Raw genomic sequence first — 20062 nt, 5'->3', positions numbered from 1 at the left:
CTTATCGCGCCTCTGGCAGTGGCGCCGGGGGCGACCCTGGCGGGGGCGCTGGCTGCGCCACAGGGAGCCGCTCCCCGGGGCGAGCGCCGGGAGCGAGAAAGCGATTGCGGCTTTCCGCCCATGCATGCAGACATGCAGGATCACGCGGGCCCGCTTCGCCGAGCGCCTGGCAGCGCAGCAACTCGGCGCCCAGCGGATCGGCATGGGCGACGGTCGGCCGGCTGGGCGACCATGTCTCAGGGGGGCGGTCCTTCCGCGTCGCCTCGATCGCGGTCGCGGTGATCGCGATCGCCACGAAGACGATGGCGCCGATACGCGCGAGAAGCTTCGTGTCCATCGCAGCGTCCTCAGTTGCCGTTCTGGAACATCCGCGCATTGCCGGGTTGATAGCCGCTTCCCGGCGTGAGGAAGCGGCGCCGCTGCTCGCGTCCCTGTTCGACGGCGGCGGCCCGCTCCGCATCGGCGAGTGCCTGCGCGCGGCCGTTGGCGGAGACGACGGCGGTGAGATCGGCGAGCTGCTGGGCCTGGAGCGCGAGGAGCTGGTTGCCGGCCTGAGTCGCCTGCAGCGCTCCGGTCGCACCCTGGCTTTGCCCGATTAGTGCCGACATCTGCGTGCGATTGGTGTCGATGTTGCCGACCACGCCGGCCTGGACGCGCATTGCGTCTTGCAAACCGTTCACTGTGTTGTTCCAGCGGTCCCGCGCCTGCGCGACGAGCTGCTGGTCAGAGGCCGACATTGAGGCGCTGCCTGCGCCGTAGTTCGTCCGAAACGCCTGATCGATGTTCTGGACGTTGTAGGCGATCCCCTGCGCCTGCTGCAGGAGCTGCTGAGTGCGCTGGACGGACTGCTGAAGCTGCTGGAGCGAGGAGTATGGCAGGCTCGCGAGGTTGCGAGCCTGATTGATCAGCATCGTCGCCTCGTTCTGAAGCGAGGTGATCTGATTGTTGATCTGCTGCAGCGCGCGCGTGGCCGTCAGCAAGTTCTGCGCGTAATTGGTCGGGTCGTAGACGATCCCGCCAAATTGAGCGTGGGCGGGTGTCGCGAGCATCGGCAGGGCGCCCGCTGTAGCGGTGAGCAATGCGGCGGCAAGGCGCACGCCGCGCGAACGGCGCGGTTTCATGATGACTCCTCCATGTTGTTGAGGCTGGGAAGAAGGTCGGCGGCCCAATCGACGCCGCGGTGTCGGAGCCACGCGGCCAGGAAGCCGTCGCGACCATGTTCGGTGACGATCTGGTCGATCGCGGCCTGGTCGGTCTTGGCGGATGCGGCGCACAACGCGAGCGCTACCTCGGACAGACCCAGCTCGAACAGCCGATTGCCGCGGCGTGACTGGCAGTAGTAATCGCGCTTCGGCATCGCGCGCGCGAGGATTTCAATCTGACGGTCGTTGAGTCCGAAGCGGCGGTAGATCGCAGTGATCTGCGGCTCGATCGCGCGCTCGTTCGGCAGGAGAATGCGTGTCTGACAGCTCTCGATGATTGCCGGCGCGATCGCCGAACCATCGATGTCTGAAAGCGACTGCGTCGCGAAGACAACGCTGGCGTTCTTCTTTCTAAGGGTCTTCAGCCATTCGCGGAGCTGGCCAGAGAATCCCTCGTCGTCGAGAGCGAGCCAGCCTTCATCCACGATGATCAGCGTCGGCTCGCCGTGGAGACGGTCCTCGATGCGGTGGAAGAGATAGGCGAGAACGGCCGGGGCGGCGGCGGTCCCGATGAGGCCTTCGGTTTCGAACGCCTGCACGGTCGCGACGCCAAGATGCTCGCTCTCCGCGTCGAGCAGCCGACCGTAGGGCCCGCCGACACAATAGGGCCGCAGAGCCTGCTTCAGGTCGTTCGACTGAAGGAGCACCGACAAGCCGGTCATCGTCCGCTCGCCGATCGGGGCGCTGGCGAGCGACGACAACGCCGTCCAGAGTAGCTCCTTGACCTCGGGCGTGACGGGGATGGTCTCCCGCATCAAGATCGCGCCGATCCAGTCGGCCGCCCAGGCGCGCTCGGCCGGCTCATCGATACGGGAGAGCGGCTGCAGTGCGACGCTATCGGCCGAGCCCTCGGTCAGGCCACCGCCGAGATCATGCCAGTCGCCGCCCATCGCGATCGCCGCAGCGCGGATCGATCCGCCGAAATCGAACGCGAAGACCTGGGCTTGCGGATAGCGCCGGAATTGCAGCGCCATGAGCGCCAGCAGCACCGACTTGCCGGCGCCGGTCGGACCGACCACCAAGGTGTGTCCGACGTCGCCGACGTGGATCGAGAACCGGAACGGAGTGGATCCTTCGGTCTTGCCGTACAGCAAGGGGGGCGCCCCGAAGTGCTCATCCTGTTCCGGCCCCGCCCACACCGCCGAGAGCGGAATCATGTGGGCGAGATTGAGTGTCGAAACCGGCGGTTGGCGCACGTTGGCATAGACGTGCCCTGGCAGCGACCCGAGCCACGCATCGGCTGCGTTGATCGTCTCCGGCATTGCGGTGAAGTCGCGGCCCTGAACTACCTTTTCGACGAGCCGTAGCTTCTCGGCCGCGACGCGCGGGTCTGCATCCCAAACGGCGATCGTCGCGGTGACAAAGGCCTGGCCGGCATAATCGGCGCCAAGCTCCTGAAGCGCGAGATCGGCGTCCGCGGCCTTGTTGGCGGCGTCGGTGTCGACCAGCACGCTCGCCTCGTTGGTCATCACTTCCTTGAGGATCGCGGCAATCGACTTGCGCTTGGAGAACCATTGCCGACGGATTTTGGTCAGCAGCTTCGTCGCGTCGGTCTTGTCGAGCAGGATTGCTCGGGTCGCCCAGCGATACGGGAAGGCGAGCCGGTTCAGCTCGTCGAGGACTCCTGGTGTTGTCGCGGTGGGGAAACCGATGATCGTGAGGATGCGCAGATGCGCGTCACCGAGTTGCGGCTCCAGCCCGCAGGTGAGTGGCTGATCTGCCAGCAGCGCATCGAGATACATCGGCGTCTCGGGAACGCGCACGCGGTAGCGCTTCGTCGAAACGGTCGAGTGCAGATAGGTCAGCGTCTCGACATCGTCGAGCCACGCACACTCGGGCATGAAGGCATCGACGAGCTGCAGGATGCGATCCGTGCGATCGACGAAACCGCGCAATGCCTCCCACGGGTCGACGCCGCGCTCCCCCTTTCCTTCATACAGCCAGCTTTCCGCGCGCGCGGCATCCTCGGCCGGGGGCAGAAAGACGAAGGTCAGGAAGTAGCTCGACTCGTAATGCGCCGCGTCTTCCTCGAAATCGGCTTTGCGTTCGGCATCGACCATTGCCGACGCCGCGTCGGGAAATCGACTTGAGGGATAGGCGCCAACGGCATGGCGCTGCGCCTCGACGAAGATCGCCCATCCGCTGCCGAGGCGACGGAAAGCGCTGTTGAGACGTCCGGCGACCGCGATCAACTCGGCCTGCACGGCGGAATCGAGATCGGGCCCGCGAAAGCGGGCGCTGCGCTGAAAGCTGCCGTCCTTGTTGAGCACTACGCCCGGCGCGACGAGCGCTGCCCACGGCAGAAAGTCCGCGAGGCGGGTCGACGTCCGACGATATTCAGCCAGGTTCATCATCGCCCGCCTCAGATTCCGAGATGACCGGGGATGCGAAGATGCCTACGTCCGACATCAACAAATTGCGGGTCCCGCTTGGCCGCCCAGACGGCGGCGAAATGTCCGATCGCCCAGAGGCCCAAGCCGACGAGCCAGAGACGCAGTCCCAGACCAAGAGCGGCGGCGAGCGTGCCGTTGAGGATGGCGATGCTCCGCGGGGCACCCCCGAGCAGAATGTGCTCGGTCAGCGCCCGGTGAACGGGGACGCTGTAGCCCGGGATCTCGCCGCCGCTCTCGATCAGGCTCGCCATCAGACGAGCGCCCCGCCGCCGAACGAGAAGAACGACAGGAAGAAGCTCGATGCCGCGAAAGCGATCGACAGGCCGAAGACGATCTGGATCAGCCGCCGGAAGCCGCCCGAGGTGTCCCCGAAAGCGAGCGTCAGACCCGTGACGATGATGATGATCACCGCGATGATCTTGGCGACCGGGCCTTCGATCGACTGGAGGATCTGATTCAGCGGTTGCTCCCACGGCATCGACGAGCCCGACGCGTGCGCGGCGGACGCGAACATCAGGTTCGCCACCACAAAGGGGGCGGCTATCGCGACATGGCGACGGCAATCCAGTGCACGGCGGATCATGCGGGTTCTCCTTTGATGGGCGTGGTGGCGGGGCGGACGCGGTAATCGCCATCGGGATTCAGACCCTCGACGCGGCCAAGCTCGGCGAGGCGTCGGGTCGAGCCGCGGCCCGAGAGGACCGCGACGAGATCGATGGTCTCGGCGATGAGGGCGCGCGGCACAGTGATCACCGCTTCCTGGATGAGCTGCTCGAGGCGGCGCAGCGCGCCGAGCGCCGTGCCGGCGTGGATGGTGCCGATGCCGCCGGGGTGCCCGGTGCCCCAGGCCTTCAGCAGGTCGAGCGCCTCGGCGCCGCGAACTTCGCCGATCGGGATGCGGTCGGGACGTAGACGGAGCGAGGATCGGACAAGATCGGAGAGCGTGGCGACGCCGTCCTTCGTCCGCATCGCCACCAGATTGGGCGCAGCGCACTGGAGTTCCCGCGTGTCCTCGATCAGCACCACGCGGTCGGAAGTCTTCGAGACCTCCGCGAGCAGGGCATTCGTCAGTGTCGTCTTGCCAGTGGACGTGCCGCCGGCCACGAGGATGTTGCGGCGCTCCGCGACCGCCTGCCGCAAAATGTCCGCCTGCGCGGCCGACATGATTTCGGCCGCCACATAGTCTTCCAACGTGAAGACCGCGACGGCCGGTTTGCGGATCGCGAAGACCGGCGCGATCACGACGGGCGGGAGTAGGCCTTCGAAGCGTTCGCCGGTTTCAGGAAGCTCCGCTGAGACGCGGGGGCTGCCGGTGTGGACCTCCGCGCCCACATGATGGGCGACCAGGCGCACGATACGTTCGCCGTCCGCCGCCGATAGCCGTTCGCCCGTATCGGATAGCCCTTCGGAAAGCCGGTCGATCCAGAGACGACCGTCCGGGTTGAGCATCACCTCGACTACGCTGGCATCCCCGAGAAACCCGGCGATGGCGGGGCCAAGGGCAGTTCGCAACATGCGAGCCCCGCGCAGTATCGCCTCGGATTTCTCGGAAGAAGATGCCACGCTGTCCCCGTTCTTTGCGGGACCGCATCAGGCCGTCCCTGGATCGGGGATGATTAAGAGAACCGGAAACATGCTCACCGCAACAGCTTGTTTCGCGCGTCGTACTGTAGCGCGCAAAGACAGGTGATCGGCGAAGTTGCCCTCGACTTGAGTTGCCACAATCGCCGCTTATCACGCGTCGCGCGCGGGCTCGATGTCCTCGGAAATTTCCTGACGCAGCCTCGGGCCCTTGGCGAGTCGCCGGCCGAGCGCGGCAACGAAGGCGTCGTAGCGTTCGCCCGCCTGAGCGCGTGCCGCGGCCTGCGCCGGCTCAGGCAGCGGCGGGTTCGTGGTGAGCCAGAAGCGGACGAAGACGGCGAGCATCTCGACCGAGATGCCGACGTCGCGCTCCATCCGGGTCATGCGGCGATCGAGCTGGTCGAGGCGTTTGGTTGTCACGGCCTCCTGGCGCTCGGCCGCGTCGGGTGAGAGGAAGGAAGCGATCGCGGCTTCGGCGATCAATGAGCGCGACTGGTCGCGGCGAGCAGCATGGGCCGCGAGCGCCTTCATCACATCGGGTTCGAGATAGACCGACAGGCGCTGTTTCTTCGGCGGTTTCGACATGGGCGCCTCACAGATCCATGCCGTCGTTCGGATCGAGTGACACCTGGCGCGCGACGCCCTGCATGATTTGGTTGGTGCGGCTGATGCGAGCGGTGTCATCGTCGGCGTCGTCGTCTAAGCCGGCATCGAACTCGTTTTCGATCGGCACCTTCTTTTCGACGGGAGCGGCGTGCTCCAGCTCGGGCTGCTGGCGACGCTCCGAGCCGGTTGGATCCTCGTCGCCGGCCTCGTCGGTGGGAGACGCGCCCGCCGGGATCGCGGCCGTTGGTCGAGCAGGAAGCGGCAGCCGGCTCCAGTCATCGGTCATCGCATGCGGCGGCTTGGTCAGCGCTGGCGGCGGTAGGATGCGCTCCTTGAAGCGCTGGTCCTCGAAGTAGCGCGCCTTCTTCGCGCGGATCGGTGGCGTGCCGGCGACCATGACGATCTCATCGGTCGGCGGAAGCTGCATGATCTCGCCGGGCGTCAAGAGTGGCCTGGCCGTCTCCGAGCGCGAGACCATCAGGTGGCCGAGCCAGGGCGACAGCCGGTGACCGGCATAGTTCCTCATCGCACGCATCTCGGTCGCCGTGCCGAGCGCGTCCGAGACGCGTTTGGCGGTACGCTCGTCGTTGGTCGCGAAGCTGACCCGGACGTGGCAGTTGTCGAGGATCGAGTTGTTCGGCCCGTAGGCCTTCTCGATCTGGTTCAGCGACTGCGCGATCAGGAAGCTCTTCAAACCGTAGCCGGCCATGAAGGCAAGGGCGGATTCAAAGAAGTCGAGACGGCCGAGCGCCGGGAATTCGTCGAGCATGAGGAGCAGCCGGTGGCGGTTGCCCTTCGCCTGCAGGTCCTCGGTCAGCCGCCGCCCGATCTGGTTGAGGATGAGGCGGATGAGCGGCTTGGTCCGGGCGATGTCGGACGGCGGCACGACGAGATAGAGGCTGGTCGGATGGCGGGCGCCGACGATGTCAGCGATGCGCCAGTCGCAGCGCCGCGTTACCTCCGCGACGACGGGATCGCGATAAAGGCCGAGGAAGGACATCGCGGTCGACAGCACGCCCGATCGTTCGTTGTCGGATTTGTTCAAGAGTTCGCGGGCCGCCGAGGCGATGACGGGATGTGGGCCGGCCTCGCCGAGATGCGAGGTTTTCATCATCGCGGCAAGCGTCGACTCGATCGGCCGCTTCGGATCGGAGAGGAAGGCGGCGACGCCGGCGAGCGTCTTGTCCTCCTCGGCGTAGAGCACATGAAGAATGGCGCCGACCAAGAGCGCGTGACTGGTCTTCTCCCAGTGGTTTCGCTTCTCCAGCGATCCTTCCGGGTCGACTAGGATGTCGGCGATGTTCTGGACGTCGCGCACTTCCCATTCCCCGCGGCGCACCTCGAGCAGCGGATTGTAGGCGGCCGACTTCGCGTTGGTCGGATCGAACAGCAGCACCCGGCCGTGGCGGGCGCGGAAGCCGGCGGTCAGCGTCCAGTTCTCGCCCTTGATGTCGTGGACGATGGCGCTGCCCGGCCAGGTGAGCAACGACGGCACGACCAGGCCGACGCCTTTGCCCGACCGCGTCGGCGCGAAGCAAAGTACATGCTCGGGCCCGTCATGCCGGAGATAATGGTGGTCGTGCTTTCCGAGCACCACGCCATCCTCGCCGATCAAGCTCGCGCTGCGCACCTCATCAGGGCGCGCCCAGCGCGCCGAGCCGAAGGTTTCGGCGTTCTTCGCCTCGCGGGCGCGCCACACCGACATGCCGATCGCCACCGCGATCGAGACGAAGCCGCCCGACGCCGCGATATAGGCGCCCTCGACGAAGATCGGCGGCGCATAGGCGTCGTAGAAGTACCACCACGGGAAGAAGGACCAGGGATAGTAGATTGGCCAGTGGCCGAGCATGAACCAGGGCGGCCCGAGCTGCGGTTGGAAGCCGAGCTTCCAGGCCGTCCATTGGGTCGCGGCCCAGGTCGTCAGGATGACGATGGTGAAAACGGTGAGGATCTGTCCCCAGAGGATCTTGGTGGCCGACATGGCGGGGTCCTTTCGAGCAGGATGGTAATCACAGGCCGATCCCCCGTTGCCGGCGAAAGCTCCAGTCGATGCCACCGTCGCTGCGAGCGACGCCCGAGACGTGGCGGCCGAGCTGCTTTTCGAGTGAAGGCGTCCAGGGCACGAGACTGAAGCCGAGGCCGTCGTCGATCATGGCGAAGCGCCCGGTCGCGAGCGTCAGGCGACGCTGATAGGTGCCGGTGACATATTCGCCGGACTCGGGCTTGACCTGCGGTCGTCCGGTCTCGGCGGCGATGCGCTGCGCCACTGCGTCCAGCTCGCGCCGGCGCAGGGTGTCGACCAGTCCGGGCTGGAAGCTGACGCCGCGCTTCTGCCGTTCGGCGAGACCTTGTCCGACCAGGTGCTCGGCGCGGCGATCCATGGCGTCGCGCACCTCGGCGCCGAAGCCGCCGCCGAGCGCCACGGGCTCGCGGGCGATGGCCTGTCGGTCGAGCCAGGTCGCGCCGGTCGCGGTGACCTGGCGCTCGATGTCGAGGTCGGAGCGTACCGCGATCGCCACGCCTCGCTGGCCGCGCGCGTCGTCGAACTTGCGCAGCTCGACGATCGAGCCCGGCGCGCTGTCGCCGGCCGCGTCGAGGTCCGGCAGCTTGATATGATGCGTGCGCCCGTCGATCCCGTCGACGACGGCGAAGGCCGTACCCTTCAGCTCGTCGTCGAGGCCGCGCGCCACCAGGCGGCCGATGACCGGATCGCTGAGGCTCTCGGAGGCGAGCACATAGCTCGACACGCCGCGATCGATGCCGCGCTCGGTCAGGCCGTGGTGGATGCGCTTGATGATGTCGCCGCGTTCGCCGAGTTCGCGCAGCGTCGCCTCGGCCTTGTCGGACAGCGTCCATTGACCAGGCCCGATCTCGTCGGCGAGGCCCAGGCCTTCCAGCTTGCGCAGGCGCCCGACCTTCAGCGCATGGAATTCATCGGGCTGGCGATCGGGATGCGGCGCGAGGTCGATGACGCCGGAGCGGTAGGCATCTCGCGCGAGCTGGCGATCGAGATTGGTCCACCGATCGGCGTCGACCTGGCGTTCAAGCGTGCGGCGGATTTCCTGGTCGGTGCGCGGGCCCAGCTCCTGGGTGATCAGGTCGCGCGCCCGGTCGCGCATGCCCTCTTTGATGTAGTCGCGCGAGATGACGAGGTTCTCGCCGTCGTCGCGCACACCACGGACGATCAGATGGACGTGCGGATGCTCCGTGTTCCAATGATCGACCGCGACCCATTCGAGCCGCGTGCCGAGATCCTTCTCCATCTGCCCGACCAGTTCGCGGGTGAAGCCCTTGAGGTCGGACATCTCCAGCGCGTCGTCCGGCGAGACGATGAACCGGAAGTGATGGCGGTCGTCCTCGGCGCGCTCGGCGAAATCCTTGGCGTCGGCGCCGTCACCGCTCGGGCCGAACAGCCTGGCCTTCTCGCCGTCGCGGGTGACGCCGTCGCGACGCAGATAATCGAGATGGGTCGACAGCGGTGCGGAGCGGCCGCCGTGGCGAACGACGCGCGCCTTGATGACCGCGCCGCGCGAGCGCGCGGTGATCAGGCGATTGGCCTGGATCGAGGCGCGCTGGCCGCGCCCGAACCGGGACCGCGCGCCCGGCCCGATCTTCCCTTGCCGGGAGACGCTGCCGCCGGCCCGCTGGGCGGCGGCAAGCGCCTGGGCGATGAAGGGCCGCGCCCGCTGCGCGCTGGTCGAGCGGATGCGGCCCGGCCGAATACGGAATTCGCGCTCATCGCTCATGGCCGAGGCCCCGCACATCTCGCAAAGCCGATGATTTTCTTGGAGAAAGCGCCAGCGCGCAGGCTGCGCAGTTCAGGCGCACCTCGCGAAAGCGCGGCATAACCTATTGAAAAAGCACAACCGAACCGAAGCGCACATCGCGCTCCTTTATCCTGCCATCGTGCGGTTGTGCTTGCGGCTTCCCCTCCCAACGCCCTCCATGATGCGGCGGGGTACTCCACGCTGCGATGGATGGGTGAACGCCTCATCGTGGGCCCGCCGTCTCCCGCCGGGAGACAAAGAGCCCCCCTGTGGCGGTCGCGTCGGCCGAAACATCGCGCGGTCGGTTAGCGGCATCGCTGTCGCCGGGCTGCGACTCTGTCTGCGCCGTCGCTACGCTCGGAGCGCGCTCGGAAGCACCGATGAACAGCGGTGCACGCGTCCATGACAGCGGATCGGTGGCAGCGACGGTGACGACGGCCGGTGATGGCGCGCCGCCGACAAGGGGTGCGAGTTGGGCGACATAGGCGCGCGTCTCGGTCGGCAGAGCACGACTGCCCGCGAGGAATTCGTCGTAGCGCCCGGGACCGGCATTGTAGGCGGAGAGAAAGCCCGGCGACCCGAAGCGATCATAGAGTTCGCGCATATAGGCCGTGCCCGCCATGATGTTGTCGTGCGGGTCGAACGGGTCGCTGCCGAGCCGATATTTCGCGCGCAGAGAGGCCCAGGTATCGGGCATCAGTTGCATCAATCCCTGCGCGCCCTTGGGCGAGATTGCGCGGATGTCGTTGGCGCTCTCGACGCGCATGAGCGCCCGAATCCATGCGACCGGAATGCCGAAGCGCTGCGAGGCCTCCGCGACGAAAGCCGCGAAGGGCGCGTCGGTCTCTGCAACGGCTAAGGCCACTGTCTGAGCGTGGACCGGCGGCGTCAGAGCGCCTGTCAACGATAGGCCGGTAAGGAGAAGGAGGAGGAACCGGCGAGCGGCGCGAGGGTTGGTCGCGCCACTGCTGGGCTGTTGCGATCGATGCCGAGCGCGCACCGATCAGTCCTCCTTGCGCGGCTTGGCGGGCCGCGACCAGTGCAGACCCCAAGCGGAATTGTCGTCGCCCGAACGGAAGAGATTGGCGCGCAGCGGTCGCGGGAACAGCGGGCTGTCGAGCTGCACAGAGACGTAGTCGCCGGCGCGTTCGCCGACATGCTTCCAGCCCGCGCCGATCTCGCTGCCTTCCTCGCCGCCGAGCAGGACACGGTAGTCGGGCGCGTTCTCGGCGTCGGAGGCCTCGGCCGGGACTAAGGCGAGTTCGGCATCGATGCCCAGCGCGGTGAGCCGCCCGGAATAGCCGGATTTGGTACGGGTGAATTGGCCGATCTGAGTCATGGTCGTCTCCTTCGGTTGTGGGTTGGAAGCGGCAAGTCAGCGGGTCGGTGCGCGCCAGACGTAGCGGCCGTCGCCCTCTTCATCGGTCCAGAGCGGGGTCGCCTGGCCGATCACGGTGCTGGTCGGCAGCGGGCCGAAATAGCGACCGTCGAGGCTGTCGCGGACCGACCAGTTCATCAGGAAGAGTTCGCCCTCGGCGATGCGGTGGCAGCCCTGCCAAACGGGCAGCGAGCGGCCGAGATGGTCGAGATCGAGCGCGTCGCCCATCGGCACGCCGTCGACGGTAACGGTGTGGTCGCGGCGGCAGACCTGTTGGCCAGGAACGCCCGCGACCCGCTTCATCAAGGGCACACCGCGGCCGATATAGCCGCGCTCGACCATAAAGGCGGCGAGCGATTCCGGCGCACGCACGGCGACGAGATCGGTGACTTCGAAGCGATCGGCCGGTGCGATGCTGTAGAGGCCGATGGGCGTGCTCGCGGAGGCGTTCCAAATGAGCTTGGTTGGGAAATTGGCGAACGCGGCGATCGCGATGCCCATGGTCGCGACGTAGGTGACCATGACGTAGCCAAAGCGGCTCATGACGCAGCCCTCCGACGCAGGAGGAAGGCTTTATGGTGCTGGACCGTGTAGGATCGCGGCTGTTCGCCGACGCTCAGACGGTTGTGAACGTGCCGCCAATGATCGGGCGAGACGTCGCTCGGATCGATCCCGATCGCCTCGATCGCATCGATCACCTGCAGTACGCGCTCGACCTTCGGCCAGCCTTCGACCCTCAGCAGGATTTCGCCGCCGGGGCGCACGAAGGGCATGGTCTGCTGCGGCTCGCTTCCGCGCGTGGCGCGCAGCACGTCAAGATGCGAGGCGATGGTCCCGTAGTCGTTGGCGGCCCAGCGAACGAAGCCGAAGACGCTGTCCGGCGCAAAGCGCAGCACGCGCCGACGGCGGTCGAGGATCTGCTCGCCGACCTCGCGGCCGAACCTGATCCAGTTCTCGATGCGCTTTTCTATCCAGGTGAGCTCGACTTCGGTCAGGACATGGGGCGGCGGTGCGGCCGTTCTCGGCTCGCCGCGCGCATGGATGGCGGCACCGCCGGTCACGTCGCGTCTCCATTGCTTTGCGGGAATTCGCGCGCGAGCAGCTCGCGCAGCATGTCGGCCACGGTGACGCGGCGCCGGAAGGCCGCGATCTTGATCCTGGCGCGCTGGTCTGGCGTGACGTCGATCGTCAGCCGTGCTGAGTAGATGATGGCGTCTGGAGCGCGTGTCGCGGGCGTGTCGGCGGCCCTGATCCAGGTCTCCGCATCGCCTGGCCGGGTTGCGAAACCGCGCTTCGAAGGCGTCGCTGTCATGGCACGATCCTCCCGAGTGCTGTGACAAGCGCGGCGATCTCGCGCGCGGCGGCGCCGTCGCTGTCGAGCTCGTTCACAAGACGCCCGGTCCGCGCGGTATCGGCGAAGGCGACGCGCTGGCCGATCCTGGCGGAGAGCAGCGGCGGGTCGTGGTCGGCGAGCGTCTCGGCCGTCTCGCGGGCGATGACGGTGCGTGCGGCGCAGCGATTGAGGACGAAGCGCGCCACGAGCTGCGGGCGATAGATGCGGGCTTCGCCGAGCAGCGACAGCATCTCGGCCGACCCCCAACCGTCAAACGGCGACGGCTGGACCGGGATCAGCACCAGATCGGCGGCGAGCAGAGCGGAGCGCATCAGCCCAGCGACGCGCGGTGGTCCATCGATGATGACGTGGTCGACGTCGCGCGCGATCTCGGGCGCCTCGCGATGCAGGGTGTCGCGCGCCAAGCCGACGACGCCGAAGAGCCGAGGCAGGCTCTCGCGCGCCCTTTGCTGCGACCAATCGAGCGCAGAGCCCTGGGGATCCGCGTCGATGACGGTGACGCGCTGGCCGCGCTGAGCCCATTCGCCGGCAAGATGGAGCGCGATCGTCGTCTTACCGACGCCGCCCTTCTGGTTCAGCAGCGCGACGATCATGACGGTCTCCCGGCGATCGGGGACTCGTCCACAGCGGCCGAATCGGGCGGCTGCGTTAGAAAGATTCCGAAGGAATCTAGGTTAGAGAAGTTACGGGGCTCGCAACATGCTGATTCAGCGAGCGGATTCGACGATTCCGGTCCCCGATAGCACGAGGATCGGGTCCTCGATGGCACGATGGGGCGGGTCCCTGATAGCACGAGACGATTCACAGCTTATCCCCAGAGCGGACGATCGCACGGCGACGCTGGCGTGGGTTGCCGAGCGCGTTCGGATCGATGGGTTTGAAGGAGAGGATTTCGGGACCGCCGAGGCACTGCTCGATGGTCAGCCGATAGCCTGGCAGCGGCTGCCGGCGGACGATGTCGCGCAGGTCGTAGGCGAAGTGCTTGAGCGGCGAGAGCGAGCCGGATTTGGCGTGGAGATGCGGGAAATCGAAGCTCCAGCCGAACTCCTGCTTGCCACCGTGCTTGCGCACCAGGCGATAGAGCCAGCGCTCCAAGCCGCCCGTCAGACCGAAATAATCGCGGTCGATCGTCAGCACGAGCGCATCGTCGAGGACGGCGGCGTAGAACCAGTCTGGCACGATCAGCTCGAGGCCGAGCGGCCGACCTCTGCCGTCGGCGCGCTCCTTCCACTCGTTGATCCAAGAGAAGCGGTGCAGCCGCCGCTCCGTCGGTTGGCGAATGGAGGTCGCGACCGTCGTCGACTGGAGCCGATCGAGAGCGGCCTTCAATCGATCGTAGTCGCGTAAGGAAATGCCGCGGCCGATGAACTGCAGAATCTCATAAGGGGTGGTCGCCATTAGGCGCGATGGCCGCAGGCCGTGATCGCGCGCTTCGACGATCTGGGAGGCCGCCCAGATCAGCACGTCAGCGTCCCAGATGGTGGCCATGCCGTGCTCGGGAACGGCCTCCACGCGGATGACGACGGAGCCGGCCTTGAAATCGATCGGTGCCAATCGCTTCGACTTCCCGAGTGCGAAGAACGGGTACGCCATCAGGTCCTGCGCGTCGCGCGGGGCTAGGTCGCCGGGCAAGGCCCGGAAGAGGTCGAGCTGCTCGCGCTCGCAGGGAGGGCGTGACGACACGAGCGAGCCTATCGATGAGGCCGCGGCTGTGACGTTGCCGACATCTGCCGCTTGGCTGGCATGACGGAGCCGCGGGGATCGGAGGTTGAGATAACCGATCCTCGGTCCGCCCAGGCCTTGAGGTCATCCAGTGCATAGACAACCCTTCCGCCGAGCTTTCGATAGGAAGGGCCGGTCCCGTAGGTACGATGTTTCTCGAGCGTGCGGCTCGAGAGACCGAGAAAGGTGGCCGCTTCAGGCGTCCGTAAGAATCGCGGCGGTAAGCCGGCGAGGTTTGTCATGTCGCACCTCCGAGCATAGGAGCAGACTTCCGGCGACTGCCGGCGAGCGAAGGCGACGTTGGCGGAAGGAGGGCGCGTCAGGGGATGGCGAAGAAGGGCGAGCTAAAATCGCACCCCGCCTAAGAGCGCCGACGCCTGCGCAGTAGCGATCGGTAGCCACCGGCGACCAGCGAGAGACCATCCCTTACAAGGTCGATCGTCGCGTCACGCAGCGCGGATGTCTTCCAGGGCGTGTCCGCGACGCGGGCTGCCCCAAACAGCGCTACTGCGATCTCCCGATACGTCGCGCCGTTTGTGTGGCCATCGACGGCTTGAATCATGTTGCGAATGCGACGGCGTTGCTGCGCTGTGAGGCGAGTGTCAGGTGGGACGCGCCGATGGTTCAGAGCTCGCCAGAGACGAGTAACGGCCTCAATACGGTCAAGGCCATCCGATCCCAATGGCACTAGAGCAACAAGGGCGGTGCCGGTGGGCGGGCCTTGAGCGACAAGAATAGAGATCGTGTCCGTGCCTCGACCATGAAAGCCGCTCAGTCCATCAGGCCCAACGCGCGCCGATGCGAGATCAATTGTGGCTGCCGCGCTTTCGACCGAGAGCGCCGAAGGAGGGGCCGTGAGTATCACGGTGCCCGGATCGATTTCGGGCATCCAAAAAACAGTGGCGTCCCTGGCGTCGACAGTTGGATCTACCGCGAAACCGCAACCCCCATTGGGGGGCGACCACCGCGCCTAGGCGCTGAGCGGCCAGTGGCGAGAGCGTGCTCTCTGCGAAGTCGCGCTGATACGTCCTATTTCGCCTCAGCCATTCCCAAGCGAGACGAGGGGCCGTGAGCTTGTCGAGGTATTCGTAGTCCTCGGACGAACGCCAACGCGATGTGTCGGGACCCATTTGCTTCCTCCTCCGACCACCGGCCGGGCGCGTGCGAAGGAGGATTACGATCGCCAGTTGAGTCGCGTGCGTGAAGTCGAGGGAATCGCAAGGGGTGATGTCTTGCCGACATCAGTCGCAGGTCAATTCTCTACCTTGCCAATGAGCATCCTGAAACCTTGCTCTGTCATCCAGCGAGCACGGGCGAGGTGGCTACGATGCACTCGATTGGCCCGGTCCGGCTCTCTCCTCGGATCGATGCCGAACAACACCGAGACAGCTTCACGCCAATCCGCGCCGTCGGTCTCGGCATCGAGTAGGCGCATGTAAAGCTTCATATGCGCGCGATCGTAGGTCGTCAGCGCGCTGCTTTGTGGCGGCTCGTCGAGGAACGCCTGCTGTGTCAACTTGGGCCCCTCAAATTGAGACGCGTCTGGTTAGGATTTTTTAACCCTAAGCAGGCTGACGGCCCGCGCAAGGGGCAGGGGCTGTGCCGCGGGCGAATTGTCGGAGGGTCACCTCGACCGCCGCCGCCCTCGATCCCGATCGTTGCTGACGATTGGCATTTTCGCCCGGACAAGCATGACTCCTTCGCCTTGATCGGACGACAGGAAGACGATGCCGCTTGCCTCAAGCGTGCGACGGACCTGATCCTCGGTCGACTCGTAGACCGCGTGTTGACCTGACTCCAGTCGCTTGAGCGCTGTGAGTGAGACCAAGGCCCTATCTGCGAGTGTCTCCTGCGTCCAATCCAGCAACGCTCGCGCGGCCCGCGATTGTCGGGCGGTGATCATGCATGATCACCTCCCACCGGGTCGACCGAGCGCGCCAGAACTACGACTAAAATAGTCGCTCTTGCGGGGCTCGGCGAGCGAAAAATAACGTGAGGCCGGTCGTTTGAGCGCTTGGCGTTGAACTGATTCGGTCGCCCGTCATCTCGTGAGGCTAGGCTCCGCCCGGGATCCGGGCGGAGCCTGAGCTCCTCGATTACTCGCCGCTGCGGCGGCTCGGACGGGACCAGATCAGGCTATACGCCCCGCCATCCTCGTCGTCGAAGAGATTCGCGTAAATCGGAGCGTTGAAGCTCGGGTCGTCGAGCTTGAGGCCCAGATAGTCGCGACCCTCGTTGGAGCGCTTGGACCAGGCGGCGCCGATCTCCGCGCGCCCAACGAGGACCCGGTGGCTGGGGGCGTTCTCGCCGGTGGCGCGCTGGTCGGGGACGATGCGCACGTTCTTGGCCTGGACGCTGAGGGTGACGATTTCGCCGGTGAACTCGTTCGTGCCGGTCTTCTTGAAGGTGCCGATGGTCGCCATTGTAAGTCTCCGTTTTTCGTTCCCGAGCCCGCACCATTGCGGCCTCGATGGCGATCGGTTGGCCGGAGGCGATCGACGGCGCACCCCGAAGGGGCCTGACAGCTAAGGAGGGCTTTCTTGTCTCGCGAGGAATGACGGCGCAGCCGGCAGGGGAAGAAAGTTTGACGCGGCTGTTGCGTCATAGGCGATCGAGGCGAAGCCGGCCTTCGGCCAGATCAGGCCATTGGAGAGGCCGTTTGGAGCGGTCGCGTGACGGTGAGAAACGGAGAGATGGTGGCTCACTGCTGCCGCGAAGATGGCATCGCCACGAACCTCACCGGCGAGCTATGTGCCCTTGTCCGGGCCGGTCACGGCATCCTGCCCCGGCCTGCCTCCGGGGACGTCTCCGCATCAACGGATCTCGGCACAACTATGACGGCTGACGCTGCGCCTGCGCCCGCCGTGGGTCGCTCTCGGGGCCGAACTACGATGCGCTTTTCCAACCCCGCAACCACCGCGCTCCTGACGGGGATCGCCGTCTCGATTGTCGCCCCGGTTCGCACCACTACGACGACATGCGTGATCTCAGGCCCGCGCGAGGTCCCGGGCGGCGGGGCCGCTGGCCGTGGCCATTCCCGCGACCCGGACGAAGGCCGTGATGCCGACGGCGACGGCCCCAATGACGGAGAACGCGGTCTGCCAAGCATCCGACGGCATCAGGTGCTTCACGATGCCATGGGTGGCGTGGAAGCCCGCGACGGCCGCGGGTGCGACGAAGATGACGGCGACCGCGAGCTTCAGCCACATCGGCCGCGCGAAGGTGATGAGGAGCTGGCCGGCCGCGAAGGTGACGGCCGCGGCGACGACGCCGACCAGGATCGTGCCGGGGATGCCGGCGCCGGTGCCATGGGCCCAGGCGCCTGCGGCGAAGCCGACGAAGGCCGGCAGGGCGAAGACGGCCAGCGTGAACAACAGCCAGCAAAGCAGGCCTATTGCTACGAGAGATGCGAGTATAGCGAGGATGATCATAGTGGTGGCCTCCGTGCCAAAAGGTCTGACGGTTGCGCCTGCCACCACCACCACGGCGCGACCGCACTATAGCTGAAGATCGACTGCGCCGGGAGCGGAAATCGCGGCGGATTTCCGCTTTGGCGCACCGGGTTGCGCCGGTCAGGCGAAAGGATCGATCTCATGAACGATCGCGGCGGTGTCGCCGTCGTACTCGCTGGCGGGCATCACCGAATGCGTTCCGTCGCCGGCCTGGAAGATAAGGATGGCCGCCATGAGCGAGGTAGCGAGGCTGAAGGCGAAGGCGTGCGCTTGCTTGAGGGACATCGATCCGGCTCCTGTTTCGAGCGGGGGACCATCCCCCGCTGACAGGCGCCCGAAGTGTCGGACTGGTCGCTGCAATCACCGCGCAGGCGCAGCCGCAGCGGCGGCATGCTCGCATAGCCGACCCTTCACGGGTTGATGGCGCCAAGCGGCCAGTCTGACCAAGGATGAGCGCAGATAAGCGGGGGGGGGGTGCTTTGCTCAACCTGGCGGGACTGATCAGTCCTCAAAACTCAGGCGCTTCGTCGTGCGAAGTTCCACCGTGTCGGCTATTCTTGCATCGACTGACTCGGCGTTTGCGTATCGCGCCCCGAAGTGGTCACGACGGTTCAGGCATCGGCGCGAAGAACGAGGGTATCCGGCATGGGAGAGGTCAACATCCCGCGCGATGAACAGGCTGCCATCGCGGCGATCGACGCCAGCGAGTTGGACAGACTCATCGACCAGGCGGTTCGGGAGGAACGATCGGGTGACTTGCATCGCCTGCCGCTGGCCAGCTGCGGCTCGTACATCGCAACCCAGCTCCATTATTTCGAGCAGGCGTTAGCGAGACACCGCGACGCGAAGGCGCCGCGAAAGCGGGCGCAGACCGGCGACGCTCTTCGACGTGCAGGCCATGATTTGTCCTTCGCCGTCGGGGCCATGAAGCGACGGATGGATGAGGAGAAAAAGGAAGGCGAGCTGTTCTTCGTCGATGACCACATCATGCCACCCTATCGCTTCAGCAAAGAGCTGAGCGTGCGTGTTGGTTATCGGTGGCGGCGGGCTGTCGAGGACGAATGGACCTTTGCCAGCATCACATTCACCCACGTTCACGATCCGCGTCCGGACTACACGCTTCCCATCCCCAAGCGGAAGCCCAGCGCCGCCAAACAGGAGCAGGAGCTACAAAATAGCCTGTATCAAACCTGGGAACACTTTATGCGAGGCGCGCTCTACTCGGTCAGGGACTATTTCAGAAATGGCGGTGATGGAGACAAGATTCCGGATACATTCCAGGCGACCGTCGATTCTCACAGCCGCGGACTGAATAATTACAGCACGCAATTCTGGCGTGAGCAGCCTTGAGCTCTTCGGCCTGTCAGCGCGGTTGAAGGGTGAAAGACGGCGGCGCTTATGCGCCGCCGAACTTCCAGACCGGGATGCCGAGTTTCTTGGCCTTGTCGGCGAGGTTGTCGTTGATGCCTGTGCCGGGGAAGTGCATCACGCCCTTCGGCACGATCTCCAGCATCTGGTCGTTGCGTTTGAAGGGTGCGGCGCGACCGTGCTTCGTCCAGTCGGGGGCGAAGCCGATCTGCGGCACGTTGCGGTTCTTCGCCCAGAGCGACGCGATCTTCTCGGCGCCCTTCGGCGACTTGCCGTGAACGAGGACCATGTCGGAGTGCTTCTCATGCACCTGATCGAGCTTGGCCCAGATGAGCCGGTGATCGTTGAAGTCTAGTCCGCCGGTGACGACGATCTTCGGACCGGGAGGAAGGAGAACTTCCTGATCGGCACGCTTCTTCGCCATCAGGAAGTCGCGGCTGTCGATCATCGCCGAGGTGAGATTGCGATGGTTGACCTTCGATCCGCTACGCGGGAGCCAGGGTTTGCCGACGTGGCGTTCGTAGTGTTCGGCGGCCTGGTCGCGCATCAGCTCGAAGGCGGCCTGGCGTTCGATTAGCGTCTTGCCCTCGGCGATCTGGCGCTCGAGTTCGACTGACTTCACCTCGCTGCCGTCCTGTTCCCGCTGCGAGCGCTTCTGAGCTTGCTCGTTGTCGTCGAGCTCGCGTGCGATGCGTTCTGTGGCGCGATGGAAGACGTTGACGGTCGACCAGAGGAGATCGTCGAGGTCGGGTTCGAGGCGTGTGTCCTCTAGCGTGACGATCAGGGCGTCGAAGATGTCGGCGACGGCGCCCGCAACCGCGTTGCCGTCCGGAAGTAGCCGCTGATCCGGTTCGTCGGTGAAAGGCCGATAGCCGTGGAGCTGCAGTTCGTTGAGGACGTGGTCGGTGGGTGAGGATTCGTGGTGCGGTTCGAAGTCGTCGTGGTCGTCCATGGGATGCTCCGTCGGTAGGACCGCGACCGTCGCGGCCTTCATGGCGACGAAGCCCACCGGCGGGACGGCTCTGCACCCGAGCGCAGCGCAGGGCCGGAGCGTCAGCGAAGGATGGCGAAGGCCGGCTATTTTGCCTCGCGATGGAAAGGCGCGGCACGCGCCGCCGGAAAATAGTCGGCCGCCGCCATTGCCGGGCCGGCCCGACTGTGGGCCGATCGCCCTCTCGAAGGCCGAGGCGCGGTCCTCTTAGACGGTATGGGGCATCCGGACGGCATGGCGGACCGCGG

The 20062-nt window shown here is 66.0% G+C and carries 26 protein-coding genes; 1 reads left to right on the top strand and 25 read right to left on the bottom strand.

Translation table 11 applies throughout. The features are described from left to right. Position 1: 1 nt before the first annotated feature. The 24 genes from trbK-alt to QJT82_RS12415 all read right to left on the bottom strand — a co-directional run bounded on the left by trbK-alt (position 2) and on the right by QJT82_RS12415 (position 17740). Positions 2–337, bottom strand: coding sequence for a putative entry exclusion protein TrbK-alt (gene trbK-alt / locus QJT82_RS12530; protein WP_264641881.1), 336 nt, complete (start codon positions 335–337; stop codon positions 2–4). A 10-nt stretch (positions 338–347) separates the two neighbouring features. After that, positions 348–1121 carry a P-type conjugative transfer protein TrbJ gene (trbJ, locus tag QJT82_RS12525; RefSeq protein WP_264641880.1) on the bottom strand — a complete coding sequence of 258 codons (774 nt, stop codon included), beginning with the start codon at positions 1119–1121 and terminating at the stop codon, positions 348–350. Further along, on the bottom strand, positions 1118–3556 hold the full coding sequence (gene trbE, locus QJT82_RS12520) for a conjugal transfer protein TrbE (RefSeq protein ID WP_281446640.1): 2439 nt from the start codon (positions 3554–3556) through the stop codon (positions 1118–1120). Before trbE ends, trbJ begins: the two co-directional genes overlap by 4 nt. Positions 3557–3564: 8 nt before the next feature. Then, positions 3565–3846, bottom strand: coding sequence for a VirB3 family type IV secretion system protein (locus tag QJT82_RS12515; protein WP_264641879.1), 282 nt, complete (start codon positions 3844–3846; stop codon positions 3565–3567). Then, positions 3846–4178 (bottom strand): TrbC/VirB2 family protein, encoded by a 333-nt coding sequence (locus tag QJT82_RS12510; RefSeq protein ID WP_264641878.1) that lies wholly within the window; start codon positions 4176–4178, stop codon positions 3846–3848. Before QJT82_RS12510 ends, QJT82_RS12515 begins: the two co-directional genes overlap by 1 nt. Next, positions 4175–5158 (bottom strand): P-type conjugative transfer ATPase TrbB, encoded by a 984-nt coding sequence (gene trbB / locus QJT82_RS12505; RefSeq protein WP_264641877.1) that lies wholly within the window; start codon positions 5156–5158, stop codon positions 4175–4177. The genes QJT82_RS12510 and trbB overlap by 4 nt, the downstream gene beginning before the upstream one ends. Positions 5159–5329: 171 nt before the next feature. Further along, positions 5330–5761 carry a ribbon-helix-helix domain-containing protein gene (locus QJT82_RS12500; protein WP_264641876.1) on the bottom strand — a complete coding sequence of 144 codons (432 nt, stop codon included), beginning with the start codon at positions 5759–5761 and terminating at the stop codon, positions 5330–5332. A 7-nt stretch (positions 5762–5768) separates the two neighbouring features. Next, positions 5769–7763, bottom strand: coding sequence for a conjugal transfer protein TraG (locus tag QJT82_RS12495; RefSeq protein ID WP_264641875.1), 1995 nt, complete (start codon positions 7761–7763; stop codon positions 5769–5771). A gap of 28 nt (positions 7764–7791) precedes the next feature. Next, positions 7792–9528 (bottom strand): VirD2 family relaxase/mobilization nuclease, encoded by a 1737-nt coding sequence (locus tag QJT82_RS12490; protein WP_264641874.1) that lies wholly within the window; start codon positions 9526–9528, stop codon positions 7792–7794. A 244-nt stretch (positions 9529–9772) separates the two neighbouring features. After that, positions 9773–10441 (bottom strand): lytic transglycosylase domain-containing protein, encoded by a 669-nt coding sequence (locus tag QJT82_RS12485; RefSeq protein ID WP_264641925.1) that lies wholly within the window; start codon positions 10439–10441, stop codon positions 9773–9775. 111 nt (positions 10442–10552) lie between these two features. Then, positions 10553–10888, bottom strand: a complete 336-nt coding sequence (locus tag QJT82_RS12480) for a DUF736 domain-containing protein (protein ID WP_264641873.1) — start codon at positions 10886–10888, stop codon at positions 10553–10555. 36 nt (positions 10889–10924) lie between these two features. Beyond that, positions 10925–11470 carry a S26 family signal peptidase gene (locus QJT82_RS12475; RefSeq protein ID WP_264641872.1) on the bottom strand — a complete coding sequence of 182 codons (546 nt, stop codon included), beginning with the start codon at positions 11468–11470 and terminating at the stop codon, positions 10925–10927. Next, complete coding sequence (locus QJT82_RS12470) at positions 11467–11988, bottom strand: DUF2840 domain-containing protein (RefSeq protein ID WP_264641871.1); 522 nt, start codon at positions 11986–11988, stop codon at positions 11467–11469. The genes QJT82_RS12475 and QJT82_RS12470 overlap by 4 nt, the downstream gene beginning before the upstream one ends. Further along, positions 11985–12239 carry a hypothetical protein gene (locus tag QJT82_RS12465; protein ID WP_264641870.1) on the bottom strand — a complete coding sequence of 85 codons (255 nt, stop codon included), beginning with the start codon at positions 12237–12239 and terminating at the stop codon, positions 11985–11987. Before QJT82_RS12465 ends, QJT82_RS12470 begins: the two co-directional genes overlap by 4 nt. After that, the gene (parA, locus tag QJT82_RS12460) at positions 12236–12874 is read right to left on the bottom strand and encodes a ParA family partition ATPase (protein WP_264641869.1); all 639 of its coding nucleotides are present in this window, start codon (positions 12872–12874) and stop codon (positions 12236–12238) included. The genes QJT82_RS12465 and parA overlap by 4 nt, the downstream gene beginning before the upstream one ends. A gap of 208 nt (positions 12875–13082) precedes the next feature. After that, entirely contained in the window at positions 13083–13964 is an 882-nt protein-coding gene (locus QJT82_RS12455) for a replication initiator protein A (protein ID WP_264641868.1), read from the bottom strand. An 8-nt stretch (positions 13965–13972) separates the two neighbouring features. Further along, a complete protein-coding gene (locus QJT82_RS12450) occupies positions 13973–14245 on the bottom strand; it encodes a helix-turn-helix domain-containing protein (RefSeq protein ID WP_264641867.1) in 273 nt (90 codons plus the stop codon). Between the two features lie 119 nt (positions 14246–14364). Further along, positions 14365–14892: a DUF2285 domain-containing protein gene (locus QJT82_RS12445; protein ID WP_264641866.1), complete on the bottom strand. Its 528-nt coding sequence runs from the start codon at positions 14890–14892 to the stop codon at positions 14365–14367. Then, entirely contained in the window at positions 14810–15133 is a 324-nt protein-coding gene (locus tag QJT82_RS12440; RefSeq protein WP_264641865.1) for a DUF6499 domain-containing protein, read from the bottom strand. Before QJT82_RS12440 ends, QJT82_RS12445 begins: the two co-directional genes overlap by 83 nt. A gap of 122 nt (positions 15134–15255) precedes the next feature. Then, positions 15256–15519 carry a DUF2285 domain-containing protein gene (locus QJT82_RS12435; RefSeq protein WP_253601080.1) on the bottom strand — a complete coding sequence of 88 codons (264 nt, stop codon included), beginning with the start codon at positions 15517–15519 and terminating at the stop codon, positions 15256–15258. A gap of 108 nt (positions 15520–15627) precedes the next feature. Beyond that, positions 15628–15906 (bottom strand): helix-turn-helix transcriptional regulator, encoded by a 279-nt coding sequence (locus QJT82_RS12430; protein WP_264641864.1) that lies wholly within the window; start codon positions 15904–15906, stop codon positions 15628–15630. A 193-nt stretch (positions 15907–16099) separates the two neighbouring features. After that, positions 16100–16426 carry a DUF736 domain-containing protein gene (locus QJT82_RS12425; RefSeq protein ID WP_264641863.1) on the bottom strand — a complete coding sequence of 109 codons (327 nt, stop codon included), beginning with the start codon at positions 16424–16426 and terminating at the stop codon, positions 16100–16102. A 564-nt stretch (positions 16427–16990) separates the two neighbouring features. After that, positions 16991–17434 carry a hypothetical protein gene (locus QJT82_RS12420; RefSeq protein WP_264641862.1) on the bottom strand — a complete coding sequence of 148 codons (444 nt, stop codon included), beginning with the start codon at positions 17432–17434 and terminating at the stop codon, positions 16991–16993. Positions 17435–17575: 141 nt separating this feature from the next. Further along, complete coding sequence (locus QJT82_RS12415; RefSeq protein WP_264641861.1) at positions 17576–17740, bottom strand: hypothetical protein; 165 nt, start codon at positions 17738–17740, stop codon at positions 17576–17578. Positions 17741–18100: 360 nt separating this feature from the next. Between QJT82_RS12415 and QJT82_RS12410 the strand changes: the two genes are divergently transcribed. Further along, on the top strand, positions 18101–18805 hold the full coding sequence (locus QJT82_RS12410) for a hypothetical protein (protein WP_264641860.1): 705 nt from the start codon (positions 18101–18103) through the stop codon (positions 18803–18805). 46 nt (positions 18806–18851) lie between these two features. Here QJT82_RS12410 and QJT82_RS12405 read toward each other — a convergent pair whose 3' ends face one another. Beyond that, positions 18852–19775: a DUF2493 domain-containing protein gene (locus QJT82_RS12405; protein WP_264641859.1), complete on the bottom strand. Its 924-nt coding sequence runs from the start codon at positions 19773–19775 to the stop codon at positions 18852–18854. Positions 19776–20062: the final 287 nt, after the last annotated feature.

The organism is Bradyrhizobium sp. Mp19, assembly GCF_029952935.1.
GTDB classification, from domain to species: domain Bacteria; phylum Pseudomonadota; class Alphaproteobacteria; order Rhizobiales; family Xanthobacteraceae; genus Bradyrhizobium; species Bradyrhizobium elkanii.
This window is presented reverse-complemented; position numbering and strand designations above follow the sequence as displayed.

What these genes read in the sequence shown, in the direction of transcription:
- trbK-alt (WP_264641881.1), bottom strand. Translation starts at nt 337, where the DNA reads ATGGACACGAAGCTTCTCGCGCGTATCGGCGCCATCGTCTTCGTGGCG.
- trbJ (WP_264641880.1), bottom strand. Translation starts at nt 1,121, where the DNA reads ATGAAACCGCGCCGTTCGCGCGGCGTGCGCCTTGCCGCCGCATTGCTC.
- trbE (WP_281446640.1), bottom strand. Translation starts at nt 3,556, where the DNA reads ATGATGAACCTGGCTGAATATCGTCGGACGTCGACCCGCCTCGCGGAC.
- QJT82_RS12515 (WP_264641879.1), bottom strand. Translation starts at nt 3,846, where the DNA reads ATGGCGAGCCTGATCGAGAGCGGCGGCGAGATCCCGGGCTACAGCGTC.
- QJT82_RS12510 (WP_264641878.1), bottom strand. Translation starts at nt 4,178, where the DNA reads ATGATCCGCCGTGCACTGGATTGCCGTCGCCATGTCGCGATAGCCGCC.
- QJT82_RS12500 (WP_264641876.1), bottom strand. Translation starts at nt 5,761, where the DNA reads ATGTCGAAACCGCCGAAGAAACAGCGCCTGTCGGTCTATCTCGAACCC.
- QJT82_RS12495 (WP_264641875.1), bottom strand. Translation starts at nt 7,763, where the DNA reads ATGTCGGCCACCAAGATCCTCTGGGGACAGATCCTCACCGTTTTCACC.
- QJT82_RS12490 (WP_264641874.1), bottom strand. Translation starts at nt 9,528, where the DNA reads ATGAGCGATGAGCGCGAATTCCGTATTCGGCCGGGCCGCATCCGCTCG.
- QJT82_RS12480 (WP_264641873.1), bottom strand. Translation starts at nt 10,888, where the DNA reads ATGACTCAGATCGGCCAATTCACCCGTACCAAATCCGGCTATTCCGGG.
- QJT82_RS12475 (WP_264641872.1), bottom strand. Translation starts at nt 11,470, where the DNA reads ATGAGCCGCTTTGGCTACGTCATGGTCACCTACGTCGCGACCATGGGC.
- QJT82_RS12465 (WP_264641870.1), bottom strand. Translation starts at nt 12,239, where the DNA reads ATGACAGCGACGCCTTCGAAGCGCGGTTTCGCAACCCGGCCAGGCGAT.
- parA (WP_264641869.1), bottom strand. Translation starts at nt 12,874, where the DNA reads ATGATCGTCGCGCTGCTGAACCAGAAGGGCGGCGTCGGTAAGACGACG.
- QJT82_RS12450 (WP_264641867.1), bottom strand. Translation starts at nt 14,245, where the DNA reads ATGACAAACCTCGCCGGCTTACCGCCGCGATTCTTACGGACGCCTGAA.
- QJT82_RS12445 (WP_264641866.1), bottom strand. Translation starts at nt 14,892, where the DNA reads ATGCCCGAAATCGATCCGGGCACCGTGATACTCACGGCCCCTCCTTCG.
- QJT82_RS12440 (WP_264641865.1), bottom strand. Translation starts at nt 15,133, where the DNA reads ATGGGTCCCGACACATCGCGTTGGCGTTCGTCCGAGGACTACGAATAC.
- QJT82_RS12430 (WP_264641864.1), bottom strand. Translation starts at nt 15,906, where the DNA reads ATGATCACCGCCCGACAATCGCGGGCCGCGCGAGCGTTGCTGGATTGG.
- QJT82_RS12425 (WP_264641863.1), bottom strand. Translation starts at nt 16,426, where the DNA reads ATGGCGACCATCGGCACCTTCAAGAAGACCGGCACGAACGAGTTCACC.
- QJT82_RS12420 (WP_264641862.1), bottom strand. Translation starts at nt 17,434, where the DNA reads ATGATCATCCTCGCTATACTCGCATCTCTCGTAGCAATAGGCCTGCTT.
- QJT82_RS12415 (WP_264641861.1), bottom strand. Translation starts at nt 17,740, where the DNA reads ATGTCCCTCAAGCAAGCGCACGCCTTCGCCTTCAGCCTCGCTACCTCG.
- QJT82_RS12410 (WP_264641860.1), top strand. Translation starts at nt 18,101, where the DNA reads ATGGGAGAGGTCAACATCCCGCGCGATGAACAGGCTGCCATCGCGGCG.
- QJT82_RS12405 (WP_264641859.1), bottom strand. Translation starts at nt 19,775, where the DNA reads ATGGACGACCACGACGACTTCGAACCGCACCACGAATCCTCACCCACC.